The following is a 23,142-nucleotide window of genomic DNA, read 5'->3' as shown; positions in this document are numbered from 1 at the left end:
TGTATTCAGAAATGATTCGGAATAAGTTTTGGAATGAATATAAAAAACAAACACAGCCCAAATTTTCATTGGGCTGTGTTATATGGATAAAGCATTTTTTAATTTAGAATGCTGCTATTTCTGCAATTCTGTTGGCATTGGTGCCGCCATATGAATTATAAGTTTGGATCTTAAAGTATTGGGCAGCTACCGGCGTATCCAAGACAATTTGCTGACGGCTCATGGAGTTGGTAGCAGTAAAGTCACCTACAGTAGTCCAGTTTACATTGTCATTAGAAACGTACAAAGTAAAATCCTTTAACATTCCATTGGTACTTTTTTGATTTTGAACAACAGAAATACCGTGAATAGTTTTGGTTTCATTCATATCAATAGCAATCCAGTGCGGATGCTTTGGAGGGTTGGTTTTCCAACCAGAATGCCAGAAAGTATCATAATCCCCATCTAGTATGTATTCTGCTAATCCTGGTAGTGCGCCTGTAGCGGCATATTCTTCTTGCGAAGAGAAACCTGCTACTGACCAGTCAGTTCTATCGTAGTCATCAAAAGTGATGTCATTTACGTCAATATCTGGTATTCCATTAACGAAATTATAAGGATAGGAATTCTTAACAATTCTGCCATTTTCATGAACCAATGCCAATCTCAAAGAGAAAGGATGTTCCTTAAAGTTCTCATCAATATCACTTAGCGCCATTTTGAAAGATACACTATCTGCATTGGTCGTTTGGATGATGTCACGTGTTGCCCAAGTAATGGCGTTATAATCTGCGTCATTTGGATTGGTCTTTGGATCATTGTAAACAATAGCTCCTTTTACCGGAACAGAACTTGTGAATTTTGTCTGTACATATAAGTACTCACTATCCGCATAAATTCTTTGATGCTTGATCTCTACTTCAGGAGCTTCTTGATAGAATTCAAATGGAGCATTGTTGGTAAACAGTTCGTTATATCGCAAGATCAATGCAGAAGCTTTGGTGAATTTGATGCTGTTTGGTGACTTCCAGTAAGAACTATTACCATTGCCCATCATGGCCGTGAAGTTATCGGAAACTTTTTGACGGTTATGAGGGAGGTTAAGGCCATGTCCTAATTCATGGATGGTTCCACCGATCCACTTGTCATCGATGGTTGGGAAGCCTACGCCCTCTACCCATTTGTCCATATCGTAACCACCTTCATAGTCACGAGTAAAGGCAAACTTACCAAGGCCATAGAAGGGAACACCTGTTCCATCGTCATGTTTAGGTATGAATACCAAGAAATGCTCACTGGTTTTCTCCTCAGGGTGCTCGGCAAAATAAGCTTCAATTTCTCTTTTTGCTCTATTACCTCCGTTAGAATATGGATAATAAAGGTGATCGTTTTCGGCATGAATGATTTTGATTTTTACATAATCAGGAATACTGTCATGCTCCGCCAAGCCAAATGACCTGTTGCCAAAACCATGAGAAAGCAATTGTTGTGCATAATAGCCTTGCATGTGTTTTAACGCACCGGAAAGTCTTCTCTCATAGTCCAAATGTGGTTCCATGTCATTTGGAAGGAAGTAAATTACATTAAGTTGCTTTTGATGAGGAAGAGATAATTTTTTTTGATAAATGTCGGGACTCTCTGATCCGACCATGTCCGCATCCTCACAAGATCCGAGGAGGGTAACTGCTGAAAGGCATAGGCCCGCCAGTCTAGAAAAACGTAAATTTTTCTTGATCATAATAAATTTGTTTTAAAAGGTTAGTCAGGAGTAATAATAGGGAAGAAACCAATAAAATGAAAATTTTGTATCTACATAATCAATATGGATATGGTTATATAATTTTTGCTTTTTTTAAACATATTCTCAGATTAAACGATTTAGTTTGTTGGCGAATAGCAAAAAATGATTTAATTATTGAGAATATGTCAATTGAAAAATATTTTCGATTTTAATAATTTTTTTGTTTCGTTTCTTTATTTCTCGTCTCCTGTTCTTTTGGATCTAGAGAAGAAATTGAAGAAAATTAAACATGTATTAGGTCTTTAGGCCTAGTGTTTGTATATTGATCAACCTTAAGCTTGTCAATCAGTTCCAAGGCATGATCTGAAGGAAACCGGTTGACAAGATTTAGCAACAAACCTGAATAACTTCCAATGGAAACACTATCCTATATCGATCTCATCATCACAATAGCCTACATTGCTTTAGTAGTACTGGTCGGTTTATGGTTTGGTAGGAAAAGTAAGAATAGCAGCTCGGGTTATTTTTTGGCAGGAAAGTCATTGACTTGGGGGGTGATAGGAGCAAGTTTGTTTGCTTCAAATATCTCCACGGTCCATTTGGTTGGGTTTGCGGAGTCAGGTTATAAGGATGGGATTTTGTGGGGAAATTTTGAATGGTTTTCTTCATTTGAGTTGATCATTTTAGCTTTTGTATTTGTCCCGTTTTTTCTAAGGACCAAAATATCCACACTGCCTGAATTTTTGGAACAGCGTTACGACAGCAGATCACGTGTAGTATTGGCTATTTTCAGCATACTGGCTGCTTTGTTTATGCATATTGGAGTGAGTTTCTATGCTGGTGCAGTGGTTTTTGAAAAGATTTTCGGACTGGATATAATGGTTTCCATTGTCATCATTGCCATAGCGACCGGGATTTATACCATTATCGGAGGGCTTACTTCTGTGGTGATTACTGAAACCGTGCAAACCGTCATTTTAATCCTAGGTTCATTATCCATCACGGTATTGGCAATATGCCAACTTCCAGAGGTGGGAATCCATTCTTATGAGGCCTTGAAGGAGGCTGTTGATCCTGATCGTTTAAAAGCGGTAAGTTTTAACAGTACCAAAACTGGCTTTACTTTTATGGACATGCTGTTGGGCCATTTGATATTGGGGATTTGGTATTGGTGTACCGATCAAACCATTGTCCAGCGTGTTTTGGGTGCAAAATCTGAGAAACAAGCAAAGTTAGGGGCTTTATTTGCTGGCTTTTTGAAGATACTTCCGGTGTTCATCATGGTTGTTCCTGGGATTTTGGCTTTTGCTTTGTTCAAAGATGAAATAGGCAATGAAACCAAAAATGTACTTCCGATCATGATTGTTAACCTTTTGCCGGTTGGTTTAAAAGGATTAATGATTGCAGCGCTATTGGCAGCAGTGATGAGTAGTGTGGCAGCGGCTCTAAATAGCTGTTCTACACTAATTGTCTTTGATGTGTTCGAAAAGCTAAAGCCTCAATTGTCTGATCAGGCAAAGCTAAGAATCGGGAGAATCACGGGAGTTTTGGTATTGGTCATGGCGGTTATTTGGTCTCCCTTCTTGGGTAATTTGGGAGCCATTTTCGAACTCATCAATCAGATGTTTAGCATTTTCGCTCCATCTATAGTCACTGTTTTCCTTTGGGGAGTTGTGTCAAGAAAAGGCACGGCAAATGCAGCATTTTGGACCTTATTAGGAGGGAGCCTTTTTGCTGCTGTAGTGTTTATAGTGGAAAAATATATCCCAATCCATGGAATTGAAAATTACATATCCAGTACAGATGGATTTGGTTTGAACTGGTTAAGGCAAACCTATCTTTTCTTTGTGTTTTCTTCCATCATGTACGGAGTTATATCCTATTTAGATAAGTCGCCTCAGGAGATTCCGGAGCAATTTTATATCCATGTCAAGCATTCTTCAAAAATGGTGAATTACCTCAGCGCTTTGCTGGTGGTGGTGATGATTGTCATCTATATCATTTTCTATTAGGGCATGGTACATATTTAGTCATAAGCAACCAAAGTAAAATAAATTCTAGATGAATAAGTCAGTTGTAATTAAGCAAGGTATAGCTGAGGATGTGCGCTTCCCTCTCAAAGGAGGAGCAGGTTCAGATGCTGTTCATACTAACCCAACCTATGCCTATGCCGTTTGTCGATTGAAAACAGACGGTGACCTGGAAGGGGTGGGTTTGGCCTTTACTTTAGGAGAGGGAAACCATTTGGTCAAAGAGGCCATTTCGTATCTTTCCAAGCATTTGATTGGAAAGGAAATTAATGAAATGATGCATGGATTTGGGAAGATCTACAAAGAAATGATGGATGATCCCAATTTCCGTTGGTTAGGCCCTCATAAAGGAGTTGTTCATCTTGCTTTGGCCGCTGTAGTAAATGCTTGTTATGACCTTTGGGCTAAGTCCAAAGGGGTTCCTTTGTGGCAATTGTTGATTGAGCTGTCTCCAGAAGAGTTGGTGGGTACCCTTGATTTTTCTTATGTGGAGGATGTGCTCAATAAAGAAGAGGCCATAAGACTGCTTAATGCGAAAAAATTAGGGACCGTTGAACGCATGAAGATCCTGGAATTAGGATACCCTGGATATGATACTTCAATTGGCTGGTTTAACTATACAGATGATCAAGTAGCTACCAATATCAAAAAGGCCATGGATATGGGCTTTACTGCCATGAAGCTGAAAGTAGGTAGCAAAGAGGCCGCGAGAGATATACGCAGGGCAAAGATGGTACGGGAAATTGCTGGGGATAAAGCCACTATTATGTTTGATGCCAACCAACAGTGGGACCTGCCTCAGGCTATTGAAATATGTAAAGAGTTAATCCCACTAAACCCATATTGGGTAGAAGAACCTACACATCCCGATGATGTACAGGCCCATGTCACCTTGGCTAAAGAGGTACCGGTAGATATTGCTTTGGGAGAACATGTCCCAAATAAAATCATCTTTAAAAACTACCTCCAATCCGGTTGCATGAGTTTTAATCAGGTGGATGCAGTTAGGGTAGGTGGTGTATCAGAGTTTATTTTGATCAGCTTATTATCTAAAAAGTTCAATGTGCCTGTTGTTCCTCATGTGGGAGATATGGGACAGATTCACCAACATTTGGTTTTGTTCAATCATATTAGCATGGATCATCCAGCACTGTTATTGGAGCACATTCCTCACCTCAAGGATTATTTTGTTAATCCAGTTGAAATTGTAGATGGAAGGTATAAGACACCTCAAGAACCAGGCATGAGCAGTGATTTGAAATACTATTGATTTAAATGAAAAGCTAAATAGAAATAACAAATGCGTAGTCAATGGCTACGCATTTGTTATTTAGAGATAGAAAAAGCTGTATGCTAAGCCAATGGTTAAGCCTATAATGCTCAACCAACGCTTTTTAAGAAATGTTAGGTAAAAGCAGAGTAGCGAAAGGATAGAAAAGCTGATCATGTTCATTTGAAGATGTGGGAGCTCTTTCATTTCTAATGGAGTGTTTGACCATTGTGAAAAGAAATAAACAGCAGTTACCAAAGCAAACAGACCAAAGGCCAATAGTGCTGGGATCAAGTAATTTTCGTTGACAGAATCGACTTGTTTTTTCATACAGGAGTTTTTTGTGCCTGAGATTACATGTTCTTTTTCCTCACTAATTTGTATAGGCCTTTTAGAATCATGAACAGTAGAAATCCATAGATACTAATAGTAACCAACAAGGATGGCACACCAATCCCGAAATTGGTGCTCAAGACAGCAATAATTACAATAAAAGCCAACATTCCCACAGTCCATTTTACCAAGAGCGGCTTTAAAGGTGTTTGGTTTTCTTTTTTTTCTCTTTTCTTTTTGATACGCTCCAGGTAGATAATGAAACCGCTTAATGAGAGAAAGCCAGATGAAAAGGCAAGAATACAATAAAGTACCTTAAGTGGAAGGCCGGCGAAGTCTCCAAAGTGAAAGGCTTCTTGGACATAGTACAGCTTTGCTCCAAAGTCTTGATCGCTGATATTGTACTTTTGTTCGGTGGCATAGCTGAATTTATCCAACACCAGTTTGTTGGATCGTCTTTCGTAGGTTTGTCCTGAAATATCACCGTATATATGAATTAAGCCTTCCCCATTTGTGGTGGGCCTGATGATCCAAGGGGTCATTTCAGGAAAAACTGATTTACTGGTTGAATAGGCTTTATCAAAATCCAAAGCAAAAGCAGTGTCTTGCTCTTTGCCCAAAGGTTTATTCTCTCTTACATATTGGCTGGGGATATTCATGTCAAAAGCGTCCATCAGATAGACCTGAAGTCCCAGCCAAGCTCCTGTGATGCTGATCATCAAGTTAAATAATAGTGCAGCGATACCGATATATTTGTGCAAGTCAGCTTGCTGGATCCTCAGGTTCTTTTTTCTCACCTCTCCAAAGGATCTTTTTTTCATAAACTGACCATAAATGAGGAAGCCAGTAATGGTGGATATCAAAAGCGCAAGCCCTGCCAACCCAACGATCTGTCTTCCATAGGCTGCTTCGTACAGTCTCACATGGATGTTTCTGAGAAAATAACTGAATGATTCGAAATAGTTTCTTTCGCCTAATATTTCTCCCGTATGAGGATTGACAAAGACTTCCCAAATCATAGGGAAAAGCGCTTTTTTCTCCTTCGGCATAAGTCGGATATTCCAAGTATCCAGATAAGGTTTGGGAAGCTCAATTTCGAATAGGTATTTGTCTGGGTGTTCTGAAAGAATAACTTCTACCACCTTTGTTAGGGAGGCTTTTTTTTCCTGAGGAACTACCTTGGTCAATTTAGGATTTAAGGCGCGATCTATTTCTGGCCTAAATAGTGCAGCAGCACCTGTGATACTGAGAAATACGATGACGACTCCAGAATAGAGGCCGATCCAGTTATGTATTTTCCAAAGTAGCTTGTTTTTCATTGCTGGTTAAACTCAAAAAACTTCCGGGGTCAGCTCCGGAAGTTTGATGTCTTCATAATGTCTTTTAATCAGAAAGTGTAAGAAACAGTTGTCATGACATTTCTTGGAGCACCCGGGAATGCCCTGATGTAATCATAGCCTCCCACCCAATGTGTTTTGTCAAAGACATTGTTAATATTCATTTGAATTTGGAACTTGTTCATCTTGTAATAAACTGCCGCATCAAAAATCTCATAAGCTGGAAAGACTGGAGGTTCAGCAGTAGAACCTAATGAACCGAATCTTTCTGTCACGAAGTTGGCACCAATACCGAATCCCAAGCCTTTGAAAGAGCCTTCGCTAAAGATATATTTTGTCCAAAGATTTCCTGCATGTTTTGGGGCATTGGGCTTTTGTCTTCCTATCAAATTTTCATCATCGCTTTCTTCAATAGTCGCTTCATTATAAGCGTAATTGGCTATCAAACTCCAATTATCAGTAATCTTTCCTGCCAAGTCCAATTCGAAGCCTTTAGATAGGTCTTTTCCAGTTTGGATCAAAAGTTCTGGGTTACCTGGTTCATTGGCATTGTAAAGTGCTCCTTTTTCAGTCAGGTAATACATTGCAATCGTTGCACTTAAACGCCCTTCAAACCAATCGCTTTTAGCGCCAATTTCTTTCAACTCACTGGTAAGCGGATCAAATGGACCTCCTGCATTAGGATCATTGATTACTGTTGCGGATTGTGGTTGGTAGCCTTGGACATAGGTTCCATAAAGGTTAATGTTTGGTGTAACGGAATACACCAGTCCTACCCTTGGAATCAATGCATTTTGGGTGACATCTTCTTCACTATCACCTTTGTAATTCAAGACGTCTGTATAAAACTCCTGTCTCAATCCCAATAATACTTTAAACTTACCAATTGAAGCTTGTTCTTGGATGTAAACTCCATGGGAATGGAGCATGGATTGTGCATATACATTCGAACTGTAAATGTATTTGCTTAAGTCCCTTAATTTATTTGCAAATGGGTCAGTTAGGTCAAAATGCTCAACTACTGGAATTGGATTTCCATTAGCATCCAAGGCATAAAGGTCTTTATTAGCTGGGTTATAGCTGTTGATTGAGCCGGTTTTGTCTGCTGTCAGGTAGCCTCTTGCTTGTAGCTGTGACCCTCCAGGATGAAGCACTTGCTGGAAATAGTCGTATCCTAATAATACTTTGTGGTCAATGCTTCCAGTACTTACATCATAGTTAAAATAATTGCTGAAATTGTTGTTACTCCAATCTCTTTTTCGGATTCCAACTCGCATTTCTACTTTTTCGTAATCCAATGAGCCGTCACCAAAATTGGCGAATTTGTTATTTCCTCTGTGCTCCAAAAGGTCCTCAGCATAATTGGATCTCATGTAAACGGAGTTGAAACTTAATTGGTCAGTAAATTCATGTCTAAGAGAAATCGTGGCATTGATGGATTCTTCTTTCAAATAATCATTCGCAGCATTTAATGACTTGGTAATAGGGACGGAGTATAAATCTCCATCTCCAAAGACAGCTTGTCCTCGATCCAACCTTCCGTCAGATTTTTGGTAAACAATGTCAAAATTAAGTCTTGTCTTTTCAGATGGAAGGAAAGAGAATGATGGAGCAACTACGAGATTTTTGGCATATTGTAGGTCACGGAAACTACCTGAGTTTTCATAGCCTAGGTTAAGCCTGTACAGTAATGTTTTATCTTCAGTCATAGGACCAGTAAAGTCTCCTAATATCCTGAAAGTATTAAAGCTTCCGACGGTGGAGCTGATGGATTGTCTAGTTTCTGTCAAAGGCTTTTTAGTGACCCTATTAATGGTTCCTCCTGCTGATGCGTTGCCAAAAAGGGCAGATGCTGGGCCTTTGATAACTTCCACTCGTTCAATATGAGGAATCAGTTGTTGTTTCCAGAAACTGGTAAAAGCCCTCATGCCATTGACCAAGTTTCCAGAAAGATCTTGTCCCTTTATGCGGTGGCCACGAATGGTAATGTCGTTATAAAAAGTAAATTGATTGACTCCACTGATGTTTTTCACTACATCGTTAACGGTGTAAGCTCCTTGATCCAGGGCAAGCTCCTTGGTGACATAGCCTATGGATTGGGGAACTTCCCGAAGAGGAGTGGATGATTTCGTTCCAATAAAGGAATTGGTGTTTTTATAACTGGTTTCTGCACGTCCTAGAATTTCTACAGTCTGAAGTTCCATTTGACTTTCAGAAAGCACGATATCAATGCTTGAAGTTTGGTTGGCAAGGATATCAACTTCTTTGCTAAGGGTGGAATAAGCAAAGGAGGAGAAGATAACTTTATAGTGGCCGGCAGGTACATTTTCAAAATTGAACTTACCTTCTTTATCTGTCAAAGCTCCAAATTGAGTGTCTTCTATCAATACATTGATAAACTCAATACTTTTACCGTTTTGATCTTTGATGGTTCCTTTTAGTTGGCCATTTTGGGCCATGCTGATGCTACTGATGCATAGCAAGCAAATAAACAGTAAACTGTTCTTCATGGTGGGTTAATTCTATTTAGACTAATTCTTAACAGTTGCAAAAATAATAGCCTTTTATAGACCAACCAAAAGAAAATTAATTAATTTGGATTAATTCTTAATAAGATGTAAAACCTATTGATCTTATTGAATTTCTGCTCTGTTCCTTTTGAGCATATAACCTGAGATTTTCCGGTTCAGTGTAGCAGTAAAAATCTCTGCACCTTTTGGATTGAGGTGTGTGTCATCCAAGAAGAATTTAGGGTCGTTTTCCATAAAATTCTCATAATTCCAGAAGATCACATTCGGATCATTTTTGAATTTTGAAAGAAATTGATCTCTTCTTTCAATAATCTCTTGGGAAGCAGCTTTATTATTTAAATGAAATTTAGGAGGGGAAATGAAAATCATTTGTATGTTCCTATTTTTACAATAGTCAATTAGGTTCTTGAGAAGCAGTTCGTTTTTGTCATACACTTTGTCATTAATAGTGTTTTGATACATGATCCTTTTGTAGAGCTCTCCTGATTTTTCTAGTTCATTAATGTTGTAATCGTATTGAGCAAATAAGTCATTAAATTCGGCAGGCTTGTAGATAAAACCACCTTCATTGAATTTTTCTTTGTTATTTGAGTTGGAGAGATGAGAGCAAAAGAGAGTGAAATAAAACCTGAAATTAGCAGTTAATAGAAAATTATCTTTTAATTCGGGACGCTTGCTTTTTATATCGTAATAAATATTAAATAAATGACTGCCCTCCCACTTGTCGGGGTTTTCATTTTCCATATATCCTAAAGACAGGTCGAAGAAAACATATTTTAGTCTTGGCAAAACTGGGGCATATTTTTCAAAAAGTTCAATATTGGCATTGATCGCTGTGGCCTCATGAGCAAGAGATGCTGTAGGAATGTCAAGTGAAGTTGGGTCAATAGCTCTCCACTCGTAAGAAGGGCCAAGAATAATGGCTTCGATTTGATTTTTGTTTTTAACCAAATAGTTACTTTTTGCTTGATAAGTATTGTCACGGAGATAGATCTCCATGGGAATCAAAATCACGGCCATTGGTAGTATAAAAAGTATGATATTTTTTATATATGTTTTCATAAAGTGAAATCATTAAAATTGGAAATACAAAAAGTCTAGTGGGACTCCACCATAATAGAACACAGCAAAAAGTAAGCAGTAGTAAGCACTCCATCTCAAGGGTTTTGAGATATTTATTCCTGTCATGTCCAAGCCATGCTCTTTCTCTCGTTGGAACCACTCTACTATAATGAGTATAAAGAGACCTGCTATAGCCCTATTTTTTGGAAGTAGAGGAAATCTGAAGAAAGAGACGTCTGTAATTGAGAGGAGATAATCTATGCTTTGAGATACGCTTGGCATCAAGAATAAGACTCCCAAAAAAATAAAGCATATTAAGGTTGAGAAAACTTGCCACGATTCTTTCAAAGAAGGCAGCATTTTACCATGAGCTATTGGAAGCTTAAATCTTTTTCGTTTGAGAACTGCAGGCACAAACAGAAGCGCATGGAAGAAACCCCACATAACATAGTTCCAAGCTGCTCCATGCCAAAAGCCAGTTATTATAAATATTAATAAAATGTTTCTTACTACTTGCCATTTCCTAAAACCTCGAAGCCGCTTAATTACATATTCGCTAAACCACGAAAAAAGGGAAATATGCCATTTTTGCCAGAACTCGGGGACACTTCTAGCGAAAATTGGGAAATCAAAATTTTTCATTAAACTAAACCCAAAAAGTCTTCCTGTACCAATAGCGATGTCTGAATATCCCGAAAAATCACAATAAAATTGAAAAGCAAACATGATAAGACAAAGAAAGAGTGTGATTCCATTTTGATCCTCATAGTTTAGCGCAATGGTAGCGGTGTAAGAAGCTAGATTATCAGCCACTACTACTTTTTTAAAGAGCCCCCATAGTATCTGACGCATTCCATCTACAGCTTTGTCGTATTCAAAAGTCCTTTTCTTTTGGAATTGGGGAAGCAGTTGTGTGGCTCTTTCTATCGGCCCAGCAACCAATTGTGGAAAAAAGCTTACATAGGCAAAAAATGCAAAGAAATCTGTGGTGCCTTTTAACTTTCTGTCGTAAACATCTATAGTATAACTAAGGGTTTGAAGTGTGTAAAAGCTTATTCCAACTGGTAAAATTATATTTAAACGGTTTATTGAAAAGTTTAAACCAAAAAAAGTAAAGGTGTCGACAAAACTATCCAAAAAGAAATTGTAGTATTTAAAAAATCCCAAGAGTCCCAAATTTACAATGATGCTGACAGCTAAAAGTGATTTGCGCTGTATTTGCTTTTCAGTTTTGTTTAATAATATACCAATGGTGAAATCAACGGCACTGCTGAAAGCAATAAGAATTAAAAATCGCCAATCCCACCAACCATAAAAAATGTAACTGGCCACTAGGATTAGCGCATTTTGAAAATTTATATTCCTATTTAAAAGAAACCAATAGATTAAAAAAATAGAAGGTAAAAAGACAGCAAATTCGAGGGAGGTTGTAAGCATTGTTAAAAATTTTACATGTTAGATAATAATTAGGTGAATTGAAAAGTACCAAAATAAAAGCATGTGTCCATTTTGGAGTTTTTCGTGGTTGAACTTACCATTGTTCGATTGCTATTGTGGATTTATGTAAATGAATGCCAATTGCTTAATTAATTGTAAAGATATATGTTGGTTTTTAAAATGCAAAAAATTGCAGATGAAATACATAAAAATAATTACAAATAATTTAATTCAATTTGAGCCATTCTGATGAGAAGTCTTAAAATGACCTTAATTGATTTATAGATAAATGTAGAAACCAATCAGCAAGAAGCGTATTTGACTATATGGGAATTATCTTGTTAGAAATATAGGTCAGAAGGACAAATAATTGTCAATAGTTATATATTTGTCTTTTTGGTTTCAAAATATTTATAAGAATATGAGATTGATGTTTACTATTCGCCTGTTAGGTATGCTTCTAGGTGGCGTAATATTAAGTAACCCTTCTTTTGCTCAAAGTAGAGATAAAGAAGAAAGGCCCAATGTAATCATTGTGCTTGCCGATGATTTGGGATATAATGATGTAAGTTTTAATGGCTCAAAGGATATTCCAACTCCAAACATAGATCGAATAGCAAACAATGGAGTGAAATTTACCAATGGCTATGTGAGTTATGCGGTTTGTGGGCCAAGTAGGGCAGGTTTGATTACTGGGAGATACCAAGGAAGGTTTGGATTTAGCAGAAATCCTCTATTCGCACCCAATGATCCTAACCAGGGTCTTCCTTTGACCGAGGAAACCATGGCGTCTGCATTGGGTCGTGGAGGATATAAAAGCATGGCGCTTGGGAAATGGCATTTGGGTGCCCACGAGAGTCAGCGGCCTTTGGAAAGAGGGTTTACTGAATTTTATGGGTTTCTTACTGGGGGACACCATTATTTGCCAGAAAAACTGGATTTAAATGATTTATCAGAAATTACTTCTCAGTATGATGCTTACCGCACCAAATTGTTGAAGAATAATAGTAGAGTAGAGGAAAAGGAGTATGTAACTGATGCGCTCAGCAGAGAGGCGGTAGATTTTATTGAGCGGAACCAAGAGGAGCCGTTTTTTATCTATTTAGCTTATAATGCTCCCCATACACCGCTCGAGGCGACAGAAAAATACCTGAGTCGATTTGATCATATTAAAGATAAAAAGAGAAAAACCTATGCTGCCATGGTTAGTGCTGTGGATGATGGTGTAGGTCTGGTATTGGATAAACTTGAAGAACTGAATATCAATGAAAATACCTTGGTTTTCTTCTTGTCAGACAATGGTGGGCCTGAGCCTCATAATGCTTCAGATAATGGCGCGTTGAGAGGTACCAAAGGTTGGCTTTGGGAAGGTGGGATTCGGGTGCCTTTTGCGGTACAGTGGCCAGGGACAATACCTTCTGGACAGGTTTATGAAGCGCCTGTTATCAGCTTGGACATTTTCGCCACTGCAACGGCTTTAGCTGAAGTCAAGCCTAAAAATGATTTGGATGGAGTCAATTTGGTTCCTTATTTGACGGGAAAGAAAAAGAAAGTCCCACATAAGGAACTGTATTGGAGAATGCATGACCGTGGAGCATACGCTGTGAGAAAGGGTGATTACAAATTTGTAAACGTGGATGGAAAAGAAGACATGCTATTCAATATTACAAATGACATAGGAGAGTCTGCTCCATTGGATGATGCCCATCAATCCGAAAGTATGTTGAAAAGTGTAAAGAAATGGATCAACGATTTGATGGATCCGATATTTATGGGACTCAGCCAGGACAAGGAGTATACAAAACAGCATCCGGATCGATTTGATTTGGAGAAGTACTAAAATGATAGGGCTGGCAATTTTGCTAGCCCTATTTTTTTGATTTGACTAGTTAGAATGTGAAAATCTTTATTATATTTATAGGTCTTTTGACCTAAAAAAATAACCATGAATTACAAACAATTGACCTTCGCCTTGTTTTTGCTTACTATGACAGTGGTGACTTCTTGTAATCAAAAGGAAGAGACTAAGCAGCCTAATATTGTTTTGATCTTGGCGGATGATCTAGGCTATGGCGATGTAGTAACCTATAATCACCAAGCCAAAGTCAAGACTCCTTACATTGACCAACTGGCTAAAGATGGAATGTGGTTTACAGATGCCCATACACCATCTTCTGTATGTACGCCTACCCGGTATGGTATTTTGACAGGTAGGTATAGTTGGCGAACCAGATTGAAAAAAAGTGTCCTATGGCCTTGGGAAGCTCCACTTATTGAGGAAGACCGAGAGACCCTTCCGGATATGTTGAAGTCTGTAGGGTATCAGACCGCCGCTATAGGTAAATGGCACTTGGGATGGAATTGGTCTACCCGTGATACTGTGCCTGCAGAAGATAATAATGGAGCAGAAGTAGATTACAACGCGCCTATCAAAGGAGGTCCTTTGGCTGCTGGTTTCGATTATTATTTTGGGGATGATGTTCCCAATTTTCCACCTTATACCTTTATTGAAAATGAGAGAGTAGTAGAAATGCCAAGTGTATCAAAGCCGGATGATATGTTTGGCCATAAAGGTGTCATGGCGCCAGATTGGACACTGGAAAATGTTATGCCGACTATCACCCAAAAATCTGTAGAATATATAGAAAGTGCTGCAAAAACTGATAAACCATTTTTCTTGTATTTTGCTTTGACGGCACCCCATACTCCAATTGCTCCAACTGCGAAATTCAAGGGTTCAAGCCAAGCGGGTGCATATGGTGATTTTGTACAGGAAGTGGACTGGACTGTAGGACAGGTGATGGATGCGCTGGAACAAAATGGTCTAGATGAAAATACCATTGTTATATTTACTAGTGACAATGGTTCTCCGGCTCGTAACGGAGAAAACTATTCAGGACCAGTTTCTTCAGTAATAAAGGATTATGAGCACTATGCAAATGGCTCATGGCGAGGTTATAAAGGAGATGCTTGGGAGGGAGGCCATAGGGTGCCGTTTATTGTGAAGTGGCCTTCGCATATTGAAGCTGGGACTTCTGCCAAAGGCTTAGTGTCATCATTGGACATCATGGCAACAGTGAGGGATATTGTGGGTATAGAAAAGAAGGAAAATAGCTCTCCTGATGGACAAAGCATGTTGCCAACCTTGAGGGATGCTAATGAGCCAGCAAGAAACTATTTGGTACATCATTCTCATCAAGGCGTTTTTGCAATTAGAAAAGGAGATTGGAAATTAATTCAGTCCCAAAAATCCGGAGGATTCAGTGATGGGCTAAACAAAGAAGGATATGGTATTGAAACACCAGGTCAATTGTATAATATGAAAGATGACCCAGCTGAAAGTACCAATTTATACGCTGCCCATCCAGAAATTGTAGACGAGTTGTCCAAGATGTTACAAGGTATAAAGGAAGAAGAATAAAATTTTAAACATTTGAATTATTATAACCGTCTCTGAAAAATCAAGACGGTTTTTTTGTGATCTTTTTAAAAAACTGTGTTGAAATGTTTCAAAATGAAAATAGCACTCTAGAAGAAAGATAGAATAAATACTTTCGTAAATTTTTTATTTAGGCCAGAAAACCTATATTTAAAAGTTGTTTATCAATAGAAGTTTGTTTTTACTACGGACTTTGTTAATTGAACACATGAATAAAGATAACCTAAACGATATACAGACTTGGAATAGAATCTCTGCTGGGGACAGAGAGGCCTTTGCGTTGATTTATAAGGCTTATTCTAAAGACCTGTTTAAATATGGTTTTGGGTTTACCCATGATGAGGATTTGATCCAAGATGCGATTCATGATGTGTTTGTGCACATATGGAATGTCAGGGAAAAGATAAGCATCCATAGGTCCATTAAATTTTATCTTTTCTCCTCCTTCAGAAGGGAAATTATAAAAATGGTCAATCATCAATATAAACGAGAATCGATTGATGAGTACCATGCTAAATTTCTTTGGGAAGAGTCTTTCGAGGAATTGCTTCAAAAACATCAAATAGTTTCTGAATCTGCTGTAAAGATCAATGAAGCACTTGAAAACTTACCGTTGAGACAAAAAGAAGCAATTTATTTAAGGGTACTTGAGGAGTTGGATTATGAGGAAATCTCTGAACTGATGGGCGTGCAAGTTCCGTCGATTTATAACTTAATTTTTAAAGGAATCAAAACATTAAAGAATAGTTTGGATTTCAGAAAGATAGCCATTAGTTTTTTTTACTTCGCATTGCTTAACTTTTAAGCCTGCCTCAGGCCTGTTAGCTTCAACCAGAATTCCTTTTTTAATGTTGATTAACATCTGATTAAAAAAAAGTTAAATTTTTTTAAATAAGGCGATGAGATTTTAGGCCTTTTGATCTCTGTAGGTCAGATAGACAAAATGATGAAATCTTATTCTAAAATAGAAGACCTATTATTTGACCATTCTTTTAAAAGCTGGGTATTTGATGGTGAGCCGGTAGAAAATTTGAAATGGATCAATTGGGTTAACGAAAATGAAACCAACCGGCAGCTTTATATACAAGCCCGGATAATTTTATTGTCTATTAATGATCAGGGTAAGGTAATGGAAGATGCTCAACAGCATTCCCTGTTTAAGAAAATAGAGCATAGTATTGAGGCTGATAGCTCAAAAAGATTTTTTACCAAAGAAAAGAAACAAACGATTTGGAATCAGTTTTGGATCAGGACTGCAGCAATATTGATGGTTGTATTACTCGCTTCTATCACTTTTTTGACCATCAACCACAAGGGTAGTGAAGAAAAAATAGAGGTAGCTGCTGCGGTAATTGTTAAAGCCAATCCAAAAGGACAAAAGTCCAAGCTTTATCTGCCAGATGGAAGTATAGTTTATTTGAATTCGGAAAGTGAAATCACCTATCTGGATAACTTCGGAAAGGATAATAGAGAACTTCAACTTAAAGGGGAGGCTTTTTTTGAAGTTGCCCATGATACTGTACTGCCTTTTACTGTTAAGTCTGGAAATATGGTCACTGTTGCGGTAGGAACTTCTTTTAATGTTAATGCATATCAGGAGTTTTCCCCAAGTGTACAACTCGCTACCGGAAAAGTGAGGGTTTATAATGAAAATAGGGATAGAGAAGATTTGTATTTGGTTTCAGGAGAAGAGGCGAAATTAGATAAGGATGTTTTATCCAAAGGTATTTTTAATCCCCTAGAGGCGTATGGGTGGAAAAATGGCGTATTAAGTTTTAATCAAATGAAGTTTTCAGAAGTTAAAAGGCTTTTGGAACGATGGTATGCGGTAGAGATTACTGTTCAAAATTCGCCAAAAAAGGATGAAAAGGTGTCCGGAGAGTTTAAAGATGCATCACTTGAAAATGTATTGGAAAGCCTTGGTTATACCATGGGCTTCAGTTATAAAATAGACCGTAAAAAAATAGCCTTAAAATTTAATGCCAATGAATAAACCATAATCAAAAAAAGCCAACGGGTTACCCATTGGCTCGATTCGATAGATGGCCAAGTTTCTCAGGCTTTAGGCCAATTATCGATGTTTTAATGCCTTATGTAAAACAGAAAAACACCTTAAATTATGAAAAAAACATTACATGCACTATGTATGATAGGTAAATACTATCTGTATGGGTTTATGTTTCAGCTACTTTTTCTGAACTTAATCTATGCAGCGCCAACTAAGGCACAGGAATCATTGGATATCACTAAGGTGTCCTTGAGCCTTGACCTTAGAGAAGCTTCATTAGTTGAAGCTTTCAAGGAAATCAATGCCAAAACTGATTTTAAATTTATTTATAAGGATGAATTGGTGAAAAACCTACCTCCTGTAAATCTCAAATTGGAAAATGAGTCATTGGAAAGCGTCTTGATCAATTTGGCGACATCTCATGAATTGTCCTTTAGACAGGTTGATAATACCATTAGTGTGAAGGAGCACAAAAGAAAAAGCTTCACACCTGCCATTGTGGTAGAAGTTCAAGTCAGCGGAACAGTTACCGATAAGAATGGTGAGCCTATTCCAGGAGTAACAGTGGTGGAGCAGGGAACCGTAAACGGTACAGCGACCGACCTTGACGGGAAGTACACCCTAAGTGTACAAGAAGGATCAAGTTTGGTATATTCCTTCGTTGGATTTCTTTCTAAAACAGTCTCCGTCAACAACCAATCTGTAATTGATGTGGTTTTGGAAGAGGACGTAAGTGACTTGGAAGAAGTAGTTGTGGTGGGTTATGGTACTCAGAAAAAAGGAAATCTAACTGGAGCAGTTGGAATGACAGACAGCAAAGTGCTTGAAAATCGTCCAATTACTAATTTGACCGATGGTCTTCAAGGAGTAGTGCCTGGATTGAACATTGCTTCGAACAGTGGTTCCCCAGGAAGTAATCCGAGTTTTAATATTCGTGGTGCTACCAGTATCAATGGAGGAGAGCCATTGGTTTTGGTTGATGGTGCGCAGATGGATATCAATAATATCAACCCGCAGGACATCGAAAGTGTAACTGTATTGAAGGATGCCGCTTCAGCAGCCATCTATGGGGCAAGAGCTGCTTTTGGGGTAGTTTTGATCACTACCAAGAAAGGATCCAAAAGCACAAAACCACAGATCCAGTATTCTGGAAATGTTTTTGCAGCAAGACCAACCATTCTTCCGGATAAGACGGATTCTTATCGCTATGCATTGTTTGTGAACAGTATGCGTGAGAGCACTAATGCATCAGCTGTTTTCAATGAGGAGCATTTAGGATTGATCAAGGATCGCGTGGATGGAGTTATTTCAGATGATTATACCCTTAAACCGTCAGGTACAGCTTACTATGAGCATGCCAATACGGACTGGGCGGATTTGGTTTTTGCGAATGCCGCTCCTGGTCACAACCATAACCTTAGCATAACAGGTGGATCAGAGAATTCTGCTTACAGGGCTTCTGTAGCTTATGCGCGTCAGGATGGAATAGTGAAAATCGGGAATGATTTTTACGAAAGGTTTAATTTTAACTCTAATCTTAGTACAGACCTTAATAAATGGTTGACTACTAAGTTTCAGGTTAACTTTTCTAGAGCTGAGCAAGATGTACACAATCTTCCAGGTAGTGGTTTCGGGCCTTCTATTTTTCACGTAGTTTGGAGAGCAAGGCCTACTTGGACTCCCTATTATAATTTAGATGGTGTGGATTATGCCACTTTCCATAGATTAAACCCTGTAGCTACTATAGAAGATGGTGGGCGTAACAACTTGGTTAATTACAATTTGAATACAAAGGCTGGTGTGGAAATGAAATTTGGAGACTTCCAAGTGTTTTCTAACTTCACCTTTAATCCTAAGTTCAGACAAAGAGTTAGAAATAATAGACAGTTTTACTCTATTCAACCGTGGAACAACCTTACGGTTTCTCCAGAAGCAGAACCTTCCTATATCGAGCGTACCAATTTTGTGGACAACTATTACGCTTTTGATATTTATGGTAAATATACCAAAGATTGGAGTAGTGGACATAGCATTGAAGCTACGGTAGGTTTTAACCAAGAAAAGGCGACATACACTTCTAACCAAAGTTATAATACCAACCTGATTTCTGATGATGTACTTTCTTCATCTACAACTTTGGGAGACCCAATCATTACAGATGATTTTTATAACTGGGCATTGAGAAGTGGTTTCGTAAGAATGAACTATACTTATCAAGGAAAATATTTACTTGAAATCAATGGTCGTTATGACGGATCATCCAGATTCAACAAAAATGATCGCTTTGGATTCTTCCCTTCAGTTTCAGCAGGGTGGAGAATTTCAGATGAGGAATTTATGAAAGATCTTACTTGGTTGAATCTTTTGAAGCTACGTGCTTCTTATGGTCAATTGGGTAATCAGGTATCTGGAGCGTATTATCCATTTGTGGGATATACTACTGTTCCTCAGACCAACTGGATTATGGGAGGAAGCCGTCCGGTAAGCTTAAGCCCTCAAAATCCTCTTTCTTCTGATAGAACATGGGAAAAAGTAAGTTCTACCAATATTGGTTTGGATATGATTTTCCTTCAAGGAAGATTGAATGTGACGCTTGATGCCTTCCAAAGAGACACAAAAGGGATGTTGGTTGCAGGAGCGGCTTTACCAGGGATTTTTGGTGCCGACGCTCCTGAGAAAAATGCCGCTGACCTAAGAGTTAAAGGCTGGGAAGCATCCGTAGGTTGGAATGATGAGATCAATAGTGAGCTAAGCTATAACTTGAATGTAGTAGTTTCAGACTCCAAAGGTGAAATTACTCGATATGAAAATCCAACAAATTCTTTCTCAGGTGGCTATTATGTAGGTCAAACATTAGGAGAAATATGGGGATATGAAACGGTGGGTATTTTCCAAAACCAAGAGGAAATCGATAATGCTGCTGATCATGCTCAACTTGGTGGTGGCAATCTGATTGCACCAGGAGATGTACATTATGCTGACCTCAACAATGATGGCTCCATCAATGGTGGTGCTGGTACAGTGGATGATTCTGGAGATAGAAGGATCATTGGTAATGCTTCTCCAAGGTATTTATATGGTATCAGAGGTGGTTTGAATTACAAGAATTTCGATTTAAGCATGTTCTTCCAAGGAATTGGTAAAAGAGATTTCTGGTTGGATGGTCCTTTGATGTTTGGAAGTACAGGAGGTTATGGTAATGTGATCGTTTTGGATAATGTCTATAATGAGACTTGGAGTGACGGATCAGATGGCCTTCCAGAAAATAGGGATGCCTATTACTTCCGTCCAAGTCAAGGGCAAGTAACTAACAGAAACACACAAGTACAAACCAGGTACCTACAAGATGCTAGCTACTTGAGACTTAAAAATCTAACTATAGGTTATACCTTACCTTCTGCTATGCTAGAGAGAGTTAAAATTGGAGGGATGAGGGTGTATGTTTCTGGAGAAAACCTCTTGACCTTTACGAAGCTTAATGAGAATTTTGATCCTGAAGTGCTTGATCCTAACCAAGATAACCTTGGGAGTGCAAGCTTTAGCAATGGGGGAGACCAGTCTGGTAAGCTCTATCCATTGTCCAGAAGAATTTCCTTTGGGCTAAGTCTTAGTTTCTAATCAACCCTAAAAACACAAAGACATGAAAAAAACAGCAATATATCTATTGGCCTGTCTTGCATTTGCGACAGGGTGTAATGACGAATTTTTAGATACTTTTCCGGAAACACAGATCAATGATGATACTTTCTGGAAAAGTGCCTCAGACCTTCAGGTCTATAATAACCAGCTTTATGCATCCTATTTTGCTACTAAAGGCTTTAGAGGAGGATTCAATGCGGGGATACTAACTGATGATAATTTAAGTGATAATTCCTTTGTTCAGTCTCCAGAGGATGTTCGTTTGGGGATTAATACAGCCAACACGCCTGGTCGTGAAGACTGGGACTGGGATCTGATAAGGGATATCAATCAGATGTTGGAAAATAGCGCTGCGTCAGATATTGAGGAAGCTGCTAAAAATCCTTATATAGCAGAGGCTAGATTGCTGAGAGCATTAGAGTATTATGACAAGTTAAAGTTATATGGAAAACTTCCAATAGTGGACCATGTACTTACAGATACTGACCCGTTGTTATATGAGGCACAGTCCAGCCGTGACGAAGTGATGGCTTTCATCAAGTCAGATTTGGACTTTGCCGTACAATGGATGGCAAACACAGCAGAAAGCAACCGCTTTACCAAAGACATTGCCAATGCCTACAGGGCACGAATCATGCTCCATGAAGGGACTTTCAGAAAGTATCATGGACTTGGAAATGAGCAAGTCTATTTGCAAGCTGCAGCTGAGTCTGCTGAAGCATTGATGAATTCGGGTAATTATAGCATTGATGTAAATGGTGATTATAATGCTTTGTTTGCCAATATGAATTTGGCAGGAAATGACGAAATCGTCTTTTACAGAGATTATGATGATGCTTTGCAGATCTATCACAATGCCTCAAATGTACTGACCCATACTGAGGGTACTGAATTTGGAGGTACAAAGAGCTTGATCAATGATTACCTGTGTGTGGATGGTCTATCGATTGAAGAGAGTCCTTTATACCAAGGTGACGCTACTATTGAAGATGAATTTGCCAATAGAGATAAGCGTTTGGCAGGTACTTTTGCGCAGCCAGAGACCTATTTCGTTGATGGTCAACTATACCTAAACTCTGATCCAATTGGTTTGAGCTCCAATGAATCTTCTCCTTCAGGTTACCAAGTGGCCAAATTCTATAATGAGGAGCAGGATAGAACAGCTCCTTGGGATAGAGCCTATATGGATGCGCCACTTATCCGCTATGCTGAGATGCTGTTGATCTATGCCGAAGCTAAGGCGGAATTGGGAAGTATTACCCAAGCTGATGTTGATATGACGATCAATCTGCTGAGAGCCAAAGCAGGAGTGGCTGATTTGGTATTAAACCAAGGAAGTATTATTGCGGATATAAGAAGAGAACGTAGAGTAGAATTGGCTTTTGAGGGCTTCCGTTATGACGATTTGATACGATGGAAAGAAGGAGCGAAACTTACTGAGCCTGTTTTGGGCATTAGGTTCAATGCGACGGATATTGCCAATTATGATGCTTATGAAGTTGGTTCAGATGTTAAGTTAAATAATGAAGGTTATATCATTTCCGATCAGACTTATCTGTTTGATGAGAGTAAGAACTATTATTTCCCAGTACCAGTGAATCAACTTTCACTGAATCCAAACTTGGAGCAAACTAACGGATGGGAATAAAAAGATAATTTTTTTATTTGCTTTGTACTAAAGCCGGTGTTACTCGAACAAAAGTTGGTTTGGGTTTCACCGGTTTTTTGTTTTATTCCTTTCTGAAGCCAATTTCATACCCTATTCTAGATCATTAATAATTGCTATTAAATCATTCATTATCAGTTGGTTTTGTGCTTTTCAAGTGCGGTTAATATTTCTTAACTTTATATAGATCATAATGCGTTATTATGCCTCTATTTATGGATTTTCATCAATTTGAACACCTATCCATAGAGGATGTAAAAACTGCCCATATTGCCGACGTTGCGATTCAAGATGCGTACGGAGTCAAGTATCATCAGTTTTGGGTGAATGAAAAGGCCGGAACAGTTTTTTGCCTAGTGGAGGGTCCAGATAAGGAAACTTGTGAGCTCGTTCATCAAATGGCTCATGGTGCGGTTCCATGTGCCCTTACTGAAGTGGAAGTGGGTTTTTATGATTTGGTGATGGGGAAGGGGCATGTAGGGTGAAGGCTTCTTATCGCCAAAACTATGAAAAGTTGTCATCCATTAAGGCAAAATATGATCCTGATAACTTCTTTCATGTGAATCAGAACATTTTACCAAAGCAGAAGAGTTGAATTTCATAGTTTGGTAACAAGATTTTATGGTCATGAATATTCCTGATTTTTATGAATTACAAAGCAAACTGATAC

At 38.5% G+C, this 23,142-nt stretch carries 16 protein-coding genes; 10 read left to right on the top strand and 6 right to left on the bottom strand.

What is annotated here, in order from left to right; translation table 11 throughout:
- Positions 1 to 103: 103 nt before the first annotated feature.
- Positions 104 to 1,717, bottom strand: coding sequence for a discoidin domain-containing protein (locus tag JL001_RS05140; RefSeq protein ID WP_200975074.1), 1,614 nt, complete (start codon positions 1,715 to 1,717; stop codon positions 104 to 106).
- A 416-nt stretch (positions 1,718 to 2,133) separates the two neighbouring features.
- On the opposite strand from JL001_RS05140, the gene JL001_RS05135 reads away from it, so the two are divergent.
- Both JL001_RS05135 and JL001_RS05130 read left to right on the top strand, forming a co-directional pair.
- Positions 2,134 to 3,732 (top strand): sodium/solute symporter, encoded by a 1,599-nt coding sequence (locus tag JL001_RS05135; protein WP_200975073.1) that lies wholly within the window; start codon positions 2,134 to 2,136, stop codon positions 3,730 to 3,732.
- A gap of 49 nt (positions 3,733 to 3,781) precedes the next feature.
- Positions 3,782 to 5,020: an enolase C-terminal domain-like protein gene (locus tag JL001_RS05130; RefSeq protein ID WP_200975072.1), complete on the top strand. Its 1,239-nt coding sequence runs from the start codon at positions 3,782 to 3,784 to the stop codon at positions 5,018 to 5,020.
- Positions 5,021 to 5,080: 60 nt separating this feature from the next.
- Here the strand turns inward: JL001_RS05130 and JL001_RS05125 are convergent, their stop codons facing one another.
- From JL001_RS05125 to JL001_RS05105, 5 genes are all read right to left on the bottom strand, one after another.
- A complete protein-coding gene (locus tag JL001_RS05125; protein WP_200975071.1) occupies positions 5,081 to 5,350 on the bottom strand; it encodes a hypothetical protein in 270 nt (89 codons plus the stop codon).
- A 23-nt stretch (positions 5,351 to 5,373) separates the two neighbouring features.
- On the bottom strand, positions 5,374 to 6,672 hold the full coding sequence (locus tag JL001_RS05120) for a PepSY domain-containing protein (RefSeq protein WP_200975070.1): 1,299 nt from the start codon (positions 6,670 to 6,672) through the stop codon (positions 5,374 to 5,376).
- Positions 6,673 to 6,740: 68 nt separating this feature from the next.
- Positions 6,741 to 9,200 (bottom strand): TonB-dependent receptor, encoded by a 2,460-nt coding sequence (locus tag JL001_RS05115; protein WP_200975069.1) that lies wholly within the window; start codon positions 9,198 to 9,200, stop codon positions 6,741 to 6,743.
- A 123-nt stretch (positions 9,201 to 9,323) separates the two neighbouring features.
- Entirely contained in the window at positions 9,324 to 10,283 is a 960-nt protein-coding gene (locus tag JL001_RS05110; protein ID WP_200975068.1) for a hypothetical protein, read from the bottom strand.
- A gap of 12 nt (positions 10,284 to 10,295) precedes the next feature.
- A complete protein-coding gene (locus tag JL001_RS05105; protein ID WP_200975067.1) occupies positions 10,296 to 11,720 on the bottom strand; it encodes an MBOAT family protein in 1,425 nt (474 codons plus the stop codon).
- Positions 11,721 to 12,141: 421 nt separating this feature from the next.
- On the opposite strand from JL001_RS05105, the gene JL001_RS05100 reads away from it, so the two are divergent.
- From JL001_RS05100 to JL001_RS23270, 8 genes are all read left to right on the top strand, one after another.
- Positions 12,142 to 13,560: a sulfatase-like hydrolase/transferase gene (locus tag JL001_RS05100; protein ID WP_200975066.1), complete on the top strand. Its 1,419-nt coding sequence runs from the start codon at positions 12,142 to 12,144 to the stop codon at positions 13,558 to 13,560.
- A gap of 105 nt (positions 13,561 to 13,665) precedes the next feature.
- Positions 13,666 to 15,141 (top strand): arylsulfatase, encoded by a 1,476-nt coding sequence (locus JL001_RS05095; protein WP_200975065.1) that lies wholly within the window; start codon positions 13,666 to 13,668, stop codon positions 15,139 to 15,141.
- Positions 15,142 to 15,367: 226 nt separating this feature from the next.
- Positions 15,368 to 15,964 (top strand): RNA polymerase sigma factor, encoded by a 597-nt coding sequence (locus JL001_RS05090; protein ID WP_200975064.1) that lies wholly within the window; start codon positions 15,368 to 15,370, stop codon positions 15,962 to 15,964.
- Between the two features lie 138 nt (positions 15,965 to 16,102).
- A complete protein-coding gene (locus tag JL001_RS05085) occupies positions 16,103 to 17,152 on the top strand; it encodes a FecR family protein (RefSeq protein ID WP_200975063.1) in 1,050 nt (349 codons plus the stop codon).
- Positions 17,153 to 17,278: 126 nt separating this feature from the next.
- Entirely contained in the window at positions 17,279 to 20,785 is a 3,507-nt protein-coding gene (locus JL001_RS05080; protein WP_236252720.1) for a TonB-dependent receptor, read from the top strand.
- 22 nt (positions 20,786 to 20,807) lie between these two features.
- The gene (locus JL001_RS05075; protein ID WP_200975062.1) at positions 20,808 to 22,454 is read left to right on the top strand and encodes a RagB/SusD family nutrient uptake outer membrane protein; all 1,647 of its coding nucleotides are present in this window, start codon (positions 20,808 to 20,810) and stop codon (positions 22,452 to 22,454) included.
- A gap of 233 nt (positions 22,455 to 22,687) precedes the next feature.
- Positions 22,688 to 22,957, top strand: coding sequence for a nickel-binding protein (locus JL001_RS05070; RefSeq protein ID WP_200975061.1), 270 nt, complete (start codon positions 22,688 to 22,690; stop codon positions 22,955 to 22,957).
- Positions 22,954 to 23,067 carry a BBE domain-containing protein gene (locus JL001_RS23270; protein WP_200975060.1) on the top strand — a complete coding sequence of 38 codons (114 nt, stop codon included), beginning with the start codon at positions 22,954 to 22,956 and terminating at the stop codon, positions 23,065 to 23,067. The genes JL001_RS05070 and JL001_RS23270 overlap by 4 nt, the downstream gene beginning before the upstream one ends.
- Positions 23,068 to 23,142: the final 75 nt, after the last annotated feature.

Source organism: Echinicola sp. 20G, from assembly GCF_015533855.1.
In the GTDB taxonomy this organism is placed as follows: domain Bacteria; phylum Bacteroidota; class Bacteroidia; order Cytophagales; family Cyclobacteriaceae; genus Echinicola.
Note: the sequence above shows the minus strand (reverse complement) of the source record. Positions and strands in the feature narration are given on the sequence as shown.